The organism is Pseudonocardia lutea (genome assembly GCF_042658055.1).
In the GTDB taxonomy this organism is placed as follows: domain Bacteria; phylum Actinomycetota; class Actinomycetes; order Mycobacteriales; family Pseudonocardiaceae; genus Pseudonocardia; species Pseudonocardia lutea.
On the sequence record NZ_JBHSQK010000017.1, the window covers coordinates 1 to 15,569 of the forward strand.

The 15,569-nt window shown below is 76.3% G+C and carries 16 protein-coding genes; 8 read left to right on the plus strand and 8 right to left on the minus strand.

Translation table 11 applies throughout. The features are described 5' to 3' along the window. Positions 1–143: 143 nt before the first annotated feature. The gene (locus ACFQH9_RS08885) at positions 144–431 is read right to left on the minus strand and encodes a hypothetical protein (protein ID WP_379565440.1); all 288 of its coding nucleotides are present in this window, start codon (positions 429–431) and stop codon (positions 144–146) included. 194 nt (positions 432–625) lie between these two features. On the opposite strand from ACFQH9_RS08885, the gene ACFQH9_RS08890 reads away from it, so the two are divergent. Further along, positions 626–2,071 carry an FAD-dependent monooxygenase gene (locus tag ACFQH9_RS08890; protein WP_379565441.1) on the plus strand — a complete coding sequence of 482 codons (1,446 nt, stop codon included), beginning with the start codon at positions 626–628 and terminating at the stop codon, positions 2,069–2,071. Here the strand turns inward: ACFQH9_RS08890 and ACFQH9_RS08895 are convergent. Next, on the minus strand, positions 2,037–2,624 hold the full coding sequence (locus ACFQH9_RS08895; RefSeq protein WP_379565442.1) for a TetR/AcrR family transcriptional regulator: 588 nt from the start codon (positions 2,622–2,624) through the stop codon (positions 2,037–2,039). The two genes, ACFQH9_RS08890 and ACFQH9_RS08895, sit on opposite strands and share 35 nt — an antisense overlap. A gap of 193 nt (positions 2,625–2,817) precedes the next feature. Here ACFQH9_RS08895 and ACFQH9_RS08900 point away from each other — a divergent pair, with 193 nt between their 5' ends. Next, positions 2,818–3,108, plus strand: a complete 291-nt coding sequence (locus tag ACFQH9_RS08900; protein ID WP_379565443.1) for a hypothetical protein — start codon at positions 2,818–2,820, stop codon at positions 3,106–3,108. 168 nt (positions 3,109–3,276) lie between these two features. Beyond that, on the plus strand, positions 3,277–4,302 hold the full coding sequence (locus ACFQH9_RS08905) for an alpha/beta fold hydrolase (RefSeq protein ID WP_379565444.1): 1,026 nt from the start codon (positions 3,277–3,279) through the stop codon (positions 4,300–4,302). A gap of 16 nt (positions 4,303–4,318) precedes the next feature. Here the strand turns inward: ACFQH9_RS08905 and ACFQH9_RS08910 are convergent, their stop codons facing one another. Continuing rightward, positions 4,319–4,714 (minus strand): DUF6223 family protein, encoded by a 396-nt coding sequence (locus ACFQH9_RS08910; protein ID WP_379565445.1) that lies wholly within the window; start codon positions 4,712–4,714, stop codon positions 4,319–4,321. A gap of 311 nt (positions 4,715–5,025) precedes the next feature. Here ACFQH9_RS08910 and ACFQH9_RS08915 point away from each other — a divergent pair, with 311 nt between their 5' ends. Further along, complete coding sequence (locus ACFQH9_RS08915) at positions 5,026–6,174, plus strand: sensor histidine kinase (protein WP_379565446.1); 1,149 nt, start codon at positions 5,026–5,028, stop codon at positions 6,172–6,174. Further along, positions 6,171–6,893, plus strand: a complete 723-nt coding sequence (locus ACFQH9_RS08920) for a response regulator (protein ID WP_379565447.1) — start codon at positions 6,171–6,173, stop codon at positions 6,891–6,893. Before ACFQH9_RS08915 ends, ACFQH9_RS08920 begins: the two co-directional genes overlap by 4 nt. Before the next feature lie 30 nt (positions 6,894–6,923). On the opposite strand, the gene ACFQH9_RS08925 is transcribed toward ACFQH9_RS08920, so the two are convergent. The 3 genes from ACFQH9_RS08925 to ACFQH9_RS08935 form a co-directional block, all read right to left on the minus strand. Then, positions 6,924–7,514, minus strand: coding sequence for a hypothetical protein (locus ACFQH9_RS08925; RefSeq protein ID WP_379565448.1), 591 nt, complete (start codon positions 7,512–7,514; stop codon positions 6,924–6,926). 87 nt (positions 7,515–7,601) lie between these two features. Next, on the minus strand, positions 7,602–8,036 hold the full coding sequence (locus tag ACFQH9_RS08930) for a DUF5709 domain-containing protein (protein WP_379565449.1): 435 nt from the start codon (positions 8,034–8,036) through the stop codon (positions 7,602–7,604). Then, positions 8,026–9,081 (minus strand): enoyl-CoA hydratase/isomerase family protein, encoded by a 1,056-nt coding sequence (locus tag ACFQH9_RS08935; RefSeq protein WP_379565450.1) that lies wholly within the window; start codon positions 9,079–9,081, stop codon positions 8,026–8,028. Before ACFQH9_RS08935 ends, ACFQH9_RS08930 begins: the two co-directional genes overlap by 11 nt. A gap of 44 nt (positions 9,082–9,125) precedes the next feature. On the opposite strand from ACFQH9_RS08935, the gene ACFQH9_RS08940 reads away from it, so the two are divergent. Both ACFQH9_RS08940 and ACFQH9_RS08945 read left to right on the plus strand, forming a co-directional pair. Then, positions 9,126–10,298: a CoA transferase gene (locus tag ACFQH9_RS08940; protein ID WP_379565451.1), complete on the plus strand. Its 1,173-nt coding sequence runs from the start codon at positions 9,126–9,128 to the stop codon at positions 10,296–10,298. Beyond that, positions 10,295–11,629, plus strand: coding sequence for an amidohydrolase family protein (locus ACFQH9_RS08945; RefSeq protein ID WP_379565452.1), 1,335 nt, complete (start codon positions 10,295–10,297; stop codon positions 11,627–11,629). Before ACFQH9_RS08940 ends, ACFQH9_RS08945 begins: the two co-directional genes overlap by 4 nt. An 87-nt stretch (positions 11,630–11,716) precedes the next feature. On the opposite strand, the gene ACFQH9_RS08950 is transcribed toward ACFQH9_RS08945, so the two are convergent. After that, the gene (locus ACFQH9_RS08950) at positions 11,717–12,292 is read right to left on the minus strand and encodes a TetR/AcrR family transcriptional regulator (protein WP_379565453.1); all 576 of its coding nucleotides are present in this window, start codon (positions 12,290–12,292) and stop codon (positions 11,717–11,719) included. A 102-nt stretch (positions 12,293–12,394) separates the two neighbouring features. On the opposite strand from ACFQH9_RS08950, the gene ACFQH9_RS08955 reads away from it, so the two are divergent. Continuing rightward, positions 12,395–12,820 carry an organic hydroperoxide resistance protein gene (locus ACFQH9_RS08955; protein ID WP_379565475.1) on the plus strand — a complete coding sequence of 142 codons (426 nt, stop codon included), beginning with the start codon at positions 12,395–12,397 and terminating at the stop codon, positions 12,818–12,820. A gap of 69 nt (positions 12,821–12,889) precedes the next feature. On the opposite strand, the gene ACFQH9_RS08960 is transcribed toward ACFQH9_RS08955, so the two are convergent. Further along, positions 12,890–15,499: an MFS transporter gene (locus ACFQH9_RS08960; RefSeq protein WP_379565454.1), complete on the minus strand. Its 2,610-nt coding sequence runs from the start codon at positions 15,497–15,499 to the stop codon at positions 12,890–12,892. Positions 15,500–15,569 lie beyond the last annotated feature (70 nt).

The following is a 15,569-nucleotide window of genomic DNA, read 5'->3' on the forward strand; positions in this document are numbered from 1 at the left end:
CCCTGCCCACTTGACAAGAGCTGCCCCCATATCAGCTGTACTGCCCGCAGCTGCGCACGGCCGCGGAGGGGCCCCGCGGCCGGGCGTCGTCAGGTCGTGCGCAGGCGCGCGGCCCGCGGCGTCCTGGTGGTGCACCCAGCCGATCACGCCCCCGGTGCCGACCGGCAGCCTGCGGGCGGCGAGGAGGGGCGCAGGGCCGCGAGGTCGCCGCCGTGGAACAGGCCGTAGCGCAGCGCGATGCCCTCGGGGGCGGAGAACGTCAGCTCCTCGTTGATCCGCATCGCGGCCAGGTGCGGGTCGCTGCGGTCGCCCTGCGGCTCGCCGGAGCGGTCCTCCTCGACCGGGACGCGGTCGCCGTGGTCGCGGTACCCGTAGCCCAGGACGATCGACTGACTGACGAACCGGCGGGCCTCGCGGACGCGCCGGAACACCGGCGCCTTCGCGGTGTCCCCTCGCCACGAGCATGCGGACCAGCGGGACGCCGATCGCTCCGCTCGCTCCCGCGACGACGACGCGCATCGCCACCTCCAGGCCAAGCCAACGCATGTATGCCAACAAGCGTTGACAGAACGCGCGCCCGGGTGCATCGTCGTCAACAGGTGTTGGCACTTCGGGGAGGTGCGGGATGGACGCGGAGGTCCTCGTGGTCGGGGCCGGACCGACGGGGCTGCTGCTGGCCGGAGACCTGGCCGAGGCCGGCGTCCGGACGGTCGTCCTGGAACGCCGCGGGGAGGAGTCGAACCTCACCAGGGCCTTCGGCGTGCACGCCCGGACGATGGAGGAGCTCGCCCTGCGCGGGCTCGCGGACCGGCTGGCCGCGCGGGGCTCGCCGGTACGCCGGCTCGACCTGTTCGACAGCGTGCGCATCGACCTCGGCCGGCTCCCGTCCGAGTACGCCTCGCTGCTGATCACCCCGCAGTACGAGACCGAGCGCGTGCTGCAGGAGCGGCTCGACCGCCTCGGCGTCCCGGTCGTGCGGGGCGCCGAGGTCGTCGGCCTCCGCCAGGACGCGGACGGCGTCGACGTGCAGGTGGGCGGGGACGGGCGCACGTCCTACCGGGCGGAGTGGGTGGCGGGGGCCGACGGCGTGCGCAGTGCCGTGCGCCGAGCGCTGGGGCTGCCGTTCCCCGGCCGGTCCGTGCTGAGATCGATCATGTTGGCCGACGTGCGGCTGGCCGACCCGCCCGCGGACGTGCTGGCCGTGAACGCGGGGCGCGACGGCTTCGCCTTCGTCGCACCCTTCGGGGACGGCTGGTACCGCGTCTTCGCCTGGAACCGGCGCAACCAGGTGGACGAGTCCGCCGCGCTGGCGCTCGACGAGGTGCGGGAGGTGACCCGGCGGGCCCTGGGCACCGACTTCGGGATGCACGACCCGCGCTGGCTCTCGCGCTTCCACAGCGACGAGCGCCAGGTGCCGCGGTACCGGGTCGGGCGGGTCTTCCTGGCGGGCGACGCCGCGCACTGCCACTCCCCCGCAGGTGGGCAGGGGATGAACACCGGGATGCAGGACGCGGCGAACCTCGGCTGGAAGCTCGCCGCCGCCGTGCAGGGCTGGGGCGACGACGACCTGCTCGACTCCTACCACGCGGAGCGGCACCCGATCGGCCGGGCCGTGCTGCGCAGCAGCGGGGCGATCGTCCGGCTGGCGATGATCCGGCCGCGGGTCGGGCGCTGGGCGCGGCACGTCGTCGGCCGCACCCTGCTCTCGGTGCCGCCGCTCGCCGACCGGGTGGCGGGCACCCTGTCGGGCATCGGCCTCCGCTACCCGGCGCCGCGCGGGGCGGACGCGGCCGTGGGCACGCGGGTCCCGGACCTGCCGCTGGCGTGCGGGACGCTGTTCGAGGCCCTGCGCGGCGGGCGTTTCGTGCTCGTCGGTGCCGACGCGGAGCGGCTGGACCTCCCTGCGCAGGTGGACGCCGCGATCCCGGCACGGCCGCAAGGGCGGCTGCTGCTCGTCCGGCCCGACGGATATCTGGGCTGGGCGGGATCCGCCGCGGAGTTCGAGCCGTGGGCCCGGCGCTACTTCCGCCGGCAGCTCAGCGGCCGACGGGAGCGCTCAGGTCGCCCGTGAGGTAGTGCTGCAGCACCGGCGCCATCGTCGCGGCCAGGGTCTCGCCGTCCATGGCGACCACCGGGGAGAGCTGCAGGATGTAGCGGCAGAGGGCGGTCCCGAGGACCTGGGTGCTGATCATCCCGGCCCGGCGTGGTGCGTCCGGGTGGTCCCCGAGGGCGTCGCGGACCATCTGCAGGACCTGCGACTCGAAGATCGTCCGGATGTGCGCGGCGGCCACCGCGTGCGTGTTCGCCGAGCGCAGCAGCAGCCGGATGAACTCGTCCGAGAGCGGTCCCTCCCAGCGGGCGACGAGGTGGCGGGCCAGGGCCTCCCCCAGCCGCTCGGGCGGGCAGTCCGTCGCCGCCTGCCCGAGCCGCAGGTCGACGTCCACGGCCGCGCCGAACAGGCCTTCCTTGCTGCCGTAGTAGCGCATCACCATCGACGGGTCGATGCCCGCCTCGGCCGCCACCGCGCGGATCGTCGTGGCCTCGTACCCCCGCTCCGCGAGCAGTCGCCGGGCGGCCTCGAGGATCGCCGTCCGGGTGCGCTCGGACCGCTGCGTGAACGCCATCCAACAAGCGTAGGCCAACAGAGTTGGCAGACGGGGTCGGCACCGGCGGTTGAACCGCTCCGGGGTGGGAACACCCGCCGGGGTGATCGCCGCCGGCGGGCCGACCGGGTCCGACGACGGCGGACGAGGCCGACCGAGGAGTGAGCGTGGCGTGTGAGGTGCGGGTCCCCGGCAGCGTGCGCGGGGACGGGACGTGAGCCGCCTCGGCGCGGAGATCCGCCGCAGGCTCCTCGATCGCGTCCTGTTCGGCCCCCGCCACGGCCGGCCCGCCGGTCGGGGTCTCCGCCCCCGCGGGGCCGTTCCCCCGCGGACCCGCGTCGGCTTCTGGGGCCCGGGGCCCTTCCTCTCGACCCGCACGCGGCGCGGGTCCGAGGTCTCGCTCGGCGGCTGCGGCTGCTGCCTGCCGATTCCCCTGTTCACGGTGATCGGCCTGGTCGCCGCGGTGTGGACGGCGTGCAGACGGGCGTTCCGGCGGCGGCGCTGACCTCTGCGGGAACGGCGACACGCGCCCTGTGACGCCCCCGACAGCCGCGGTCCGACTATCGATCACCGCAGCGGCTATACCCCCGGGGCCCTCCCTGCTCCACCGCCGCCGCGGGGACGCCGCCCCCTGACGGCGCCACCCCGGCGTCGCCGCGACCGAAGGACGAGAGTGAGCCAGCTCCCTCGACGTGGCCCCGCACCCGCGGGGCGGCCCCGCGCCCACGGGCTCCGCCGCCGCTCCCGCTCGACCGCGCCCGCCGCCGTCGCCCGCCGCGAGATCACCCTGCACGACCAGCGGGTGACCTACCTGGAGGCCGGCCGCCGCAGCGGCGGGCCGACCGTCGTGCTCCTGCACGGGCTCGCGAGCAGCTCGGCCACCTGGTTGCCGGCCCTGCCCCTGCTCGGACGGCACGCCCACGTGATCGCCCCGGACCTGCTCGGTCACGGCGAGTCGGCGAAGCCCCGGACCGGCGACTACTCGCTGGGCGCCTACGCCGCCGGGCTGCGCGATCTCCTGCTCGCCCTCGGTCTGGACGGCGCCACCGTGGTGGGGCACTCCTTCGGCGGCGGTGTCGCGATGCAGTTCGCCTACCAGTTCCCCGAGCTCACCGAGCGGCTCGTGCTGGACGCCAGCGGCGGCCTCGGCCCGGACGTGAGCATCGCCCTGCGCGCCGCGAGCCTGCCGGGTGCCGCCGCGGTGCTGAAGGCCGCGCACACCCTCACCCCGCGGAGGATCGCCGAGCTCGCCCACCGGGCCGTCCGGCTCGTGCCGGGGGTACCGCGCGCCGATCTCGACGAGCTGGCCTGCGCCCTGGCCTCCTTCGCGGACCAGGGCGCGCGCGACGCCTTCGTCCACACCGTGCGCAGCGCGCTGAACTGGTCCGGGCAGCGCCTCGACGGCACCGGCCGGCTCTACCTGCTCGCCGACCTCCCGGTCCTGCTCGTCGCCGGCACGGACGACGCCGTGATCCCCCTCGACCACACCGTCGCCGCCCACGACCGGCTGCCGCACAGCCGGCTCGAGGTCTTCGAGCGCACCGGGCACTTCCCGCACGCCGAGCACCCGGCCCGCTTCGCCGAGGTGCTCCTCGACTTCCTGCACACCACCAGCCCGATCCGCAGCGACACCGACTCGTTCCGCCGGCGCCTGGTGACGACCCGCTCGCGCGCCGCCGCGGCGGTCGTCCCCGTGTGACCAACGGGTCGGCGGACTAGCGGACCGGCGGCGTTGCCGGGCGCAGGGTGCGGCGAGAGCGGAACAGCGCGAGCGCGGCCACGACCACGCCGACCAGCCCGAGCACCAGGGCGACGACGGCCCCGGCCAACCCGTTGCCGGTGCCGAGCCCACCGGCGGAGTTGGCCGCGTGCAGCCCGCCGACGACCGCACCGACCAGCCCCAGCACCAGACCGGCGAGGGCGGCGACCCGCCCGCTGACGGGACCCGTCCGGCGAGCGGGGCGGGCCAGGGCCACCCCCGCGACGACCACGCCGATCAGGGCCAGCACGGCGGCGGTGGTGGGTACGGTCCGCCCGGCGCCGAGCCGGTAGCCGCCGACGGTGGCGACCTGAACGGCGTCCGGGGCGGTGAGCAGGTGGAGAACGAACATCGGGCATCCCTTCGGTGGCGGTGGGCCGGCCCGCCCTGTCGTGGCGGCCGGTGCGCTCCTTCGTGTGTGGAGGCGAGGGTGCGCGCGCGACCCCGCCCGGCGCGTCGGACGGCGGTCGTCCTTCCCGGCTGCCGCCTGCGGAGGCCGTCGGCCGCTGGTGGTAGACGTCGTCAACCCGTGAGGTAGTGCAGGGACACCGCGCTCGGTGGATGCGCTCCCGCGGTCGCACCCGCGACCATGGACCGAAGAGGGGTGGCCGGAGCGAGGGCGGGCGGATGGTCGACACCGGGCGAGCGGCGGGGCGTCGGGGCGTGCGTTCCCCGCTGGTGGCCGACGCGGTTCTCGGGGCCGGCGTCACCATGGCTCTCCTCGCCGCCACGGTCGCCGGGGTCGGTCCGGCGGTGGCGGACGGCCGCCCGCCCGATGCCGGAGCGGCGGCGCTGGCCGTCGTGCTCGCCGCCGCGGTCGCCGTGCGCCGCCGGTATCCCGTCGCGGCCCTGACCGTGCTCGGCGCGGTCCCCCTCGTCTGGTTCCTCGCGCCCTATCCCGGACGACTGGTCACCCTGGCGCCGCTGATCGGCTGCTACACCCTGGCGGCCCTCCGGGGCTGGCGGTGGGGTGTCGCAGGTGGCGCGGTCACCGCCCTGGTCCAGATCCTCGCGATCCGGGTCGTGCTCGGCGACACGGCCACCGTCGGCGTGGTCCCCGACGCCGTACTGCTGGCCGCCACCGCGAGCAGCGCCGGGGTAGCCGTCGGCTACCACCGGGCGGTGCTCGCCGCCACGCGCGCCCGGCACGCCCGCGAGACGCAGGCCCGCGACGAGCGGGCGCGTCGCCTCGCGGCCGAGGAACGGCTGCGTATCGCCCGCGAGCTCCACGACGTCGTCGGCCACACCATGGCCACCGTCAGCGTGCAGGCCGGGGTCGGCCTGCACGTCGTCGACCGGCGCCCCGGGCAGGCCCGCGAGGCGCTCGCCGCGATCAAGACGATCTGCGACGAGGGCCTCGCCGACGTCCGCACGATCCTCGGCATCCTGCGCGCCGACACCGCGACGGAGGAGCCACGGGCACCGCGGGGCGGGCTCGGCCGGCTCACCGACCTGGTCGGCACGGCCGAGGCCGCCGGCCTGCAGGTGGAGCTGCAGGTCGAGGGCGAGGCGCGACCCCTGCCGGCACCCGTCGACCTGGCCGCCTACCGGATCGTCCAGGAGGCCCTGACCAACGTGATCCGCCACGCCGGGGCCCGGGCCGTGCGGCTGGCGCTGACGTACGAACCCGCACGGCTGCTCATCCGGGTCCGCGACGACGGGAGACCGGCCGGCGCGGCCACTGCGTGCGGGCACGGCATCGACGGGATGCGCGAACGCGCCCGCGCGTTGTCCGGCCGCCTCACCGCGGCCCCGCACCCGGACGGCGGGTTCGAGGTGTGCGCCGCGCTGCCCGTCCCGGACCCGCGATGACGCACGGCGGCGACAGGAACCTCCGGGTCGACGACCCGCGGACCGATCCGGTGCGCGTGCTGATCGCGGACGACGAGGCCCTGGTGCGCGGCGGTTTCCGGGTCCTGATCGACACCGAGCCCGGCATGGTCGTGGTGGGCGAGGCCGGCGACGGGGCCGCCGCGGTGGAGCTGACCCGGCGGACCCGCCCGCAGGTCGTGCTGATGGACATCCGGATGCCGGGCGTCGACGGGCTGCGTGCCACCCGGGAGATCGCCTCCGATCCCGATCTCGCCGACGTCCACGTGCTCATCCTGACCACCTTCGACCACGACGAGTACGTCGTCGACGCCCTCGGGGCCGGCGCCGCCGGCTTCCTGATCAAGAACACCGAGCCCGCCCAGCTGCTGCGCGGCATCAGGCTGGTCGCCGGGGGCGAGGCGCTCCTGTCCCCGGGGCTGACCCGGCGGCTGATCGCCCGGCTCACCGCCCGGACCGCGGCCCCGCGGTTCGACGCCGACGCGCTGGCCCAGCTCACCGCCCGCGAACGGCAGATCCTCGCGCTCGTCGCCCACGGGCTGAGCAACACCGAGATCGCCGCCGAGCTCACGATCAGCCACGCCACGGCCAAGACCCACGTCAGCCGAGCCATGACCAAGCTCGGCGCCCGCGACCGGGCCCAGCTGGTCGCCCTGGCCTACCGGCACCGCCTCGTCGAACCTCCCGACCCCGGGCCGTGACGGGCACCGGACCCGGCCTCGATGCGGGCCTCAGTCCGAGGAGGACGAGCCCGACGAGGAGCCCGAGTCCGAGGACGAGCTCGACGACGAGCCCGAGTCCGAGGACCAGGACGAGCTCGACGAGGAGTCGGAGGAGGGGCCCGACGACGAGTCCGCGCTCGACCAGCCCGAGTCGGAGCCCGACCAGGTCGGCTCCGGCCCGCTACCGCCGTCGTCCGCGGTCCACGACCCGCCGCACGCGTGGTCTCGGCCGTGCGGGTGGCCCCGGTCGTCACAGGAGCCGTCCCAGGAGTCGTCCCAGGAGTCGTCCCGGGAGCCGCGCGGGTCGTCGGTCGGCCACCACCACGGGTCGTCCGCCCCGCCGGGCGAGCCGTGCCGGTACGGCCCCGGCCGGGCAGCCCCGCTCGCGCCGCTCCCGAGTGCCTGCCCGGCCCCGGCCCGCAGGTCGGCGAGCAGCCGCCGGTGCGGGGCGGTCACGAGCCGGAGCACCAGCAGCGCGATCACCGTACCGATCAGCACCGGCACGCCGAACAGGAGCCCGGGCGGACCCAGGACGGCGTAGAGCACGCCGAGCACGACGACGTCGCTGAGCACGACGAGGGGCACGATCCAGCGGGGCACCAGGGACGCGGGTACGCCGGTCCCCGCTCCGCTCCGTCGTCCGGTCACGGCCCGACCACGATCACCGGGCCGCGGCCGTTAACGGGGCTACTCGTCGTCGACGACGTGCACCGCGGCCTCCTCCGCGGAGGCGCCGGCGCCGTCCACCCCGGCGTCGCGGGCCCAGGCGTCCGCGTCGTCGTCGGTGACACCGCCGTCGTCGTAGTCGACGAGCCGGCCGGCGCGCGCGTCGCCGACCTGGTCGTCGCGCAGCTCGCCGTCCGTGTCGGAGGTGTCGGTCTCCCAGTCCGCGTCCTCGTCGTCGCCGCCCCAGTCCTCCGGGAGCTCGCGGGCGAGCCGGTGGTCGAGGTCCTCGCCGGTGTGCTCGTCCGAGGGCGTGACGCCGTAGTCGTCGACCGCCCACGGACGCTCCGGCGGCGAGTAGCCCTCGTCGAGCACGTCCGCCACCCCGCGGTAGTCCAGCGTGTCCTCGGGTTCCAGCTGGTCGGTGTCCACGTCGGGCCCGTTGTCGTCACGGCTCATGCGCGCCAGCCTGGCACTGCTCGGCGACGGCGTCGACGAGTCCCCAGCGCAGCGCGGTCGCCGCGTCGCAGGGCATGCCGGAGAGGGCGAGGTGGAGAGTGCGCCACCGGCCGATGCGCCTCGGGAGGCTCACCGTGCCGCCGGCCCCGGGGATCAGCCCCATCCCGACCTCGGGCAGCCGCACGGTGGTGTCCGGCGCGGCCACGACGCGGCCCGCGAAGGCCGGCACCTCGATCCCCGCGCCCACGCACGGCCCGTGCAGCCGGACCTCGACGCGGTCGCGCAGGGCGTGCACGGGCCGGGCGGCACCGGCGCGGGTGCGGATCAGGTGCGCGGTGGCGAGGTCCGGGGCGGTGCCGAACTCGTCGAGGTCGCCGCCCGCGCAGAAGGCCGGGCCCGCCCCGTCGATCACCACCCGCTCGACCGCGGGGTCCAGGAGGGCCAGGTCGAGCGCGTCGACCAGCGCGTCGCGCACCTGGCGGCCGTAGGCGTTGCGCCGCTCGGGGCGGTTCAGCGTGAGGTGCAGGACGCGACCCGCCCGCGCGACCCGCACCGGCTCGTCGGCCGGCGGGGGCAGCGGGCGCGGCCCGCGGCGGGCGAGCCAGGCGCGGAACTCCGGCCCGCCGAGCAGGGTCGAGTAGGCGAAGGACTCGGCGTCGAGCGCGGCGCGCACCGGCAGCTCCGCGGTCCAGCGCAGCAGCCCGGCCAGGACGGTCGCGGCCTGCGGGTTCGCCTCGGCGGCGGCGTGCAGGCCGGCGAGCGCCGCCGCGGGGTCGTCGACGCCGACGAGCTCCGGTCCGCCGTCGCACCCGACCGGCACCAGGGTCAGGGCCAGCGCCCCGACCAGGGCGCCCCACCCCGGGCCCGGCTCGCCCACCCCCACGAGGATCCGGTCGGACTCCCCCGCGATCCGCGCGAGCCGCCCGACGTCGGCCGGCGCCGCGGTGAGGTCGACGCCCAGCAGCGGGGTGTCGACGCGGGCGTGCGCACCGAGCAGCGGCCCCAGGTCGACGAGGTCGGCGGGCGGGACCAGGGGTGGCGTCATGGCGAGCCGAGCCTAGCGCCGTGACCGGCGGATAAGGTGCTGCCGTGGGGACGGACGCCGCCGCCGAGTGGGCGGCCTCGGGCGTCGTGCCGTTGACCGGGCACCCGGACGGCCCTCCCCTGGTCCCGCCGGGCCGCGCGGCCTCCGTCGCCGCCGAGCTGGGATCGCTGTTCGGGCTCGACGGGGCCGCCGTGCTCGCCGAGCGCGCCGCCTTCACCGGGCACCGGCGCGCGGGCCGGGTGTCGGTGGGCGGGAGCTGCCGGCTCCTCCCGATCGCCGACGGCTGGGCGGCCGTCTCCTGCGCCCGGCCGGACGATCCCGCCCTGCTCGGCGCGCTCGTCGAGCACCCGTTGCCCGACGACGACCCGTGGCCGCTGCTCACCGCCGCGCTGGCCCGGATGCCGGCGCGGGATCTCGCCGAGCGCGCCGAGCTGCTGGGGGTCGCGGCGGCGCCGGTCCGGGCGGTGGATCGTGCCCCCCTGGCGTTCGGCGCCCCGCGGTCGGTGGCCGGCCTGCTCGTCGTGTCGTTCGGGGCGTTGTGGGCGGCCCCGCTCTGCGCGCACCTGCTGGGCCGGGCGGGGGCGCGGGTCGTCACGGTCGAGACGCCGACGCGGCCGGACGGCGCGCGCCGCGGGGAGCCGCGGTTCCACGCACTGCTGCACGCGGGCGAGCGTTCCGTCGTGCTCGACCCGGCCGACCCCCGGGACCGGCCCGCCCTCGCGGCGCTCGTGGACGCCGCCGACGTCGTGATCGAGGCCTCCCGGCCCCGGGCGTTGCGCGGCTTCGGGCTGGACGCCGAGGCGGCGGTCGCCCGGGGCGCCACCTGGATCTCGATCACCGCGGCCGGCCGGGCGTCGAACCGGATCGGGTTCGGCGACGTCGTCGCGGCCTCGGCCGGGCTCGTCGCCGTCGACGCCGCGGGGCTGCCGGTCTTCGTCGGCGACGCGATCGCCGACCCGCTCACCGGGCTCACCGCCGCCGCGCTCGCCCTCACCGCGCCGGGCCTCCTGCACGACGTCGCGATGACCGAGGTGGTCGCCCGCACGCTCGACGGCGGCCCGGGTCGGTCCGCCCGGCGGGACGCCGCGGGCTGGGTGGTCGACACGCCGTCGGGCCCGGTGCCCGTCGCAGCCCCTCGCGCCCGCCCGGTGCCGGGACCGGCACCTCCGTCCGGGGCCGACACCGCGGCCGTGCTCGCCGAGCTGGGGATCCGGTGAGCGGGCTGCTCCTGCGGAACGCCGAGGTGGGCGGCCGGCGGGTCGACGTCCGGGTCCGTGAGGGGGTGGTCGCGGCCGTCGCGCCGACCGGCACGCTGCCCGGTCCCGCCGTGCAGTGCGACGGCGGTGCACTGCTGCCGGGGCTCGTCGACCATCACGTCCACCTGCACGCCCTGGCCGCGGCCCGCCGCTCGGTCGACTGCGCGGCGCACGACCTCGCCGCGGCGCTCGACTCGGCTCCCGCCGACGCGCACGGCTGGGTGCGGGGCACCGGCTACCCGGGCGACGAGCTCGACGCCCGCACCCTCGACGCCCTCCACCCCGGCCGCCCGGTGCGCGTCCAGCACCGCAGCGGGGCGCTGTGGATCCTCAACTCGAAGGCCCTCGCCGACCTCGGCCCGCTCGACCACCCCGGCGTCGAGCGGACGCCCGACGGCACCCCCACCGGCCGGCTCTTCCGCGCCGACGACTGGCTCCGCGCGCGGCTCCCGGCCGTGGACCTCCCGGACCTCACCGACCTCGGGCGGGAGTTGGCGGCCTACGGGATCACCTCGGTCACCGACGCCACGCCCGATCTCGGGACGGCGGCGGCGCGGGCGCTCACCGCGGTCCCGCAGCGCGTGACGCTGCTGGGCCTGCCGCTCGGCGTGGCCGCCCCGCCCGGGGCGGCGACCGGCCCGCTGAAGATCGTGCTCGCCGACTCGGGGCTCCCGGGGTTCGACGAGCTGGTGGCGCGGATCCGCGCCGCCCACGCGGCCGGGCGCGGGGTCGCCGTGCACAGCGTGACCCGCGAGTCGCTGGTGCTGCTGCTGGCCGCGCTCGACGAGGCCGGGCGCCACCCGGCGGACCGGGTCGAGCACGCGGCCCTGGTGCCGGAGGAGCTGGTCCCGGCGCTGCGCGGGCTCGCCGTCGTCACGCAGCCGGGGTTCCTCGCCGACCGCGGCGACCGCTACCGGCGGGAGGTGCCCGCCGACGAGCACGGCGAGCTGTACCGCTGCCGCAGCCTGCAGCGGGCCGGTGTGCCGCTCGCGCTCTCCTCCGACGCGCCCTACGGCCCGGTCGACCCGTGGGCCGTGATCGAGGCGGCGAGGACCCGGCGCACACCGGACGGCGCGCCGCTCGGCCCCGCCGAGGCCCTCACCGTCCGGCAGGCCCTCGCCGCCTACCTCGGATCGCCGGACGACCCCGGCGGCCGACCCCGGCGCATCGTCCCCGGCGCCGCCGCCGACCTCGTCCTGCTCGACCGCCCCCTGGACCGGGCCCTCGCCGCGCCTTCCGCCGAGCTCGTGCGCGGGACGATGATCGACGGGAAGTGGGTGTACGGCGGCTGATCGCCGCACTCGTCCCGCAGCCGTCCATGATCGTCACCTCCGGACGCCCGCGGTCGGAATCCGACCGGCTCCGTCCACGAGCGGTGATCACGAGACCGTGAGCAACCCCTCGAGCCCCCGCACGAGCGTCTCCCGCGCCCGTGCCGCGTCGGCGAGGTAGCCGGCGACCATCGCGCCGTCGCGCAGCATCATCAGCTGCGCCGCGGCCTGCTCCGGATCGGGGTGCCCGGCGATCCCCAGCTCGCGCACGAACAGCGCCGTCAGCCACGCCCGGTGCTCCGCGACCGCCCGGTGCACCGGGCTGTCCGGATCGGGGTACTCGGCGGCGGCGTTGATGAACGCGCAGCCACGGAACCCCGGCGAACACGACTGCTCCCCCATCTCCCCGATCACGGCGCGCAGCCGCGGCGCCCCCTCGGGAGCGGCCTCGGCGACGGCCCGCACCGCCCCGTCCACGGATCGCAGGTAGGCGACGACCAGGTCGTCCTTGCTCGGGAAGTGCCGGTAGAAGGTGGCGCGCGTGACGGCGGCCTCGCCGATCACCCGGTCGACGCCCACCGCGCGGATCCCCTCGCCGTAGAACAGCGTGGACGCGGTGCGCAGCAGCCGGTCGCGCGCCTCGGACCGGCCGTGCGGCGGGGAGTCGGCGAGCCGTGCGGACATGCCGCCAGGTTACCAGACAGAACGATCGGTCTTGCGGTTCTCGCGGAGGCGTGCCACGATCGGTCCCAGCAAGAAAGACCGTTCGTTCTACTCAAGGAGCCGATCGTGAAGGTGCTCTACACCGCCGCCGCCATGTCGAGCGGGGACGCGCGCAACGGCCACGTCCGCTCGTCCGACGGCATTCTCGACCTCGACCTCGCCACCCCGAAGGAGATGGGCGGCGCCGGCGGGGCCACCAACCCGGAGCAGCTCTTCGCCGCGGGCTACTCGGCCTGCTTCCACAGCGCGCTCAAGCTGGTCGCGAAGCAGAAGAGGATCGACATCACCGACTCCTCGGTCTCCGCCGAGGTCGGCATCGGCCCGAACGACCAGGGCGGCTTCGCGCTGACCGTGGCCCTGCACGCCGAGCTCGGCGGGGTGGACCAGGCGACCGCCGACGAGCTGGTCCAGGCCGCCCACCAGGTGTGCCCGTACTCGAACGCCACCCGCGGCAACATCCCGGTGACGGTCGACGCCACCGTCGAGTGAACGGCTGAGACGGAACGGGCCCGGCACCGCGAGGTGTCGGGCCCGTCGTCTTTCCCGCTGCTCCTCCGCTCAGTCCCCCGCGATCGGCTGGGGGGCGCGGCCCGTGACGCCCGGCGCCGCGACCCCGCCCGGCGCCGGCGCACCGAGGGCGACCCGCACCTCCGTCGTCGAGCCCGGGTCGACCCGCACGACCTGGACGTCCGGGGCGTAGCCGGCGGCGGTGAGGGTGTAGGTGCCGCTCGGCAGGTCGGCGAACGCGAACCCGCCGTCGGCGTCCGTGCCGGTCGAGGCGACCACGTGGCCCTCGGCGTCGACCAGGGTGGCAACGGCGTCGGGCACCCCCCGCCCGGTGCTCGCCGCGGTCACGGTGCCGCGCAGCTCGGCCCGGTTCGGCAGGACGACGTCGTGCACCAGCGGCGCCCCGTCGGACAGGCTCACCGAGGTGGCCACCGGGACGCCCGCGCCGGCCGCCGCCAGCGTGAACGCCCCGCCGGAGACCCCGGCGATCCGGTACCGGCCGGCCTCGTCGGTCCGGGCGGTGCCGGCGACGTCGCCGCGCGCGTCGATCAGCGTGACGGTCACCCCGGCGGCCGGGACGCCGGAGTCGCCGGCGAACACCGTGCCGGACACCTCGCTGCCGCCGCCGAGCGTGACGTCGTGCCGCACCGGGCGGTCGGCCACGGCGACCATCGACGCCGACGGCCGCAACGTGCCGGCCGAGACGACCAGCAGGAACGTGCCGCCGGTGGGCAGATGGAACTCGAAGCCGCCGTCGGGTTCGGTGGTCGCGCGCGCGACCTGCTCCCCCGTGCCGGCCGTCAGGGTGACGACGGCGTGGCCGATGCCCGCGCCGCCGGTGCCGCTCACGAAGCCGTAGACGGCGGGACCGACGCCGTCCGGGTCGGCCGGGCGAGCGACGGTCGCGTGGGGCGGCATCGCGTGCCGACCCCCGTCCTGGCCGCCGGGCAGCTCGGCGGGCGTCGAGGCGGTGACGGGGGCGGCGACGGCCGCCGCCGGCGCGGCCGCCGTCGACAGGGCGCCGGCGGGCGCGACCGCGGGGGCCGCCCCGTCCGGCCCGTTCGCCCCGTCGGCCTCGGCCTGCTGCTGGATCCCGCTCAGCGTGCGCAGCGGGACCTCCTTGATGAACACGACCGCGAGCAGCGTGACGACCGCCAGCGCGCCCGCGACGAGGAAGATCCGCGCGGTCGCGTCGCCGTAGGCGCCGCGGACGATGTCGGCGACGAAGGCCGGCAGCTCGTTCAGCGAGCCGATTCCCACCTCGCCGGAGCCGGCCCCGCTGACCGGCACGCCGGCGTCGGTGAGGCCCTGCGTGGTGAGGTCGGCGACCCGGGTCGCCAGGATCGCGCCGAGCACCGACACGCCGATCGTGCCGCCCAGCGACCGGAAGAAGGTGACGGTCGACGACGCCGCGCCCAGGTCGGTGACCTTGACCGTGTTCTGCACCGCCAGCACGAGGTTCTGCATGGTCATGCCCATGCCGAGGCCCAGCACCGCGAGGTGGACGCCCATCAGCCAGATGTTCGTGGCGTGGTCGATGCTCGAGAGCAGGGCGAACCCGCCGAGCATCAGGACCGAGCCGGCGACCAGGAAGACCTTCCACTTCCCGAGCTTGGTGATCAGCATGCCGGAGACGGTCGCCGAGAGGGTCGAGCCGATGATCATCGGCAGGGTCAGCAACCCGGACGCGGTCGGCGAGTAGCCCCGCGCGATCTGGAAGTACTGGCCGAGGAAGACCGAGCCGCCGAACATGGCCACGCCGACGGCGATGCTCGCGATCACCGCGAGCGTGGTGGTGCGCTCCTTGAACAGGTACAGCGGCACGATCGGCTCGGCCGCCCGCGACTCCACGAACACCGCCAGCCCCAGCAGGACGACACCGATCGCGAGGAGCAGCCACGACGTGCCGGAGCCCCACGCGAACTCGTTGCCGGCCAGGGTGACCCAGATGAGCAGGTCGCACACGCCGGCGGCGATGAGCGCGGCACCCAGGTAGTCCACCTTCACCGGGCGCTTGACCACGGGCAGGTTCAGCGTGCGCTGCACGACGACCAGCGCGACCACCGCGAACGGCGCGCCGACCCAGAAGCACCAGCGCCAGCCCAGCGAGCTGTCCACGATCACGCCGCCGATCAGCGGACCGGCCACGGTGGCCAGCGACATCACCGCGGCGATCGGGCCGGTGTAGCGGCCGCGCTCGCGGGGGCTGATCATGGCCGCGATCACGATCATGATCAGCGACTGCAGCGCGCCCAGGCCGAGACCCTGGACCGCGCGCCAGACGATCAGGATGTCGACGGAGTGCGAGAAACCGGCGAGGATCGAGCCGCCGATGTAGAAGACGATGCCGAGCTGGACCAGCAGCTTCTTGGAGAACAGGTCCGAGAGCTTGCCCCAGATCGGGGTGCTGGCGGTCGACGAGAGCAGCGTCGCGGTGACGACCCAGGTGTACTGGCTCTGCGAGCCGTGCAGGTCCGTGATGATCGTCGGCAGCGCGTTCGAGACGATCGTCGCCGACAGGAACGCCGTGAACATCGCCAGCAACATGCCGGAGAGCGCCTGCAGGACCTGGCGGTGCGTCATGCCGCCGGCCCCACCGCTCGTCGGGGGCGCTGCCGGCGCGCTCGGCGCGACCGGGGTCTCGGCGCGGGTGGTGGACACGCGTGCTTCCTCGTCTCTCGGATCCGTCGGGATCTCGGGGTCGTGCGGATCGGTACCGGGGCTACCCCGG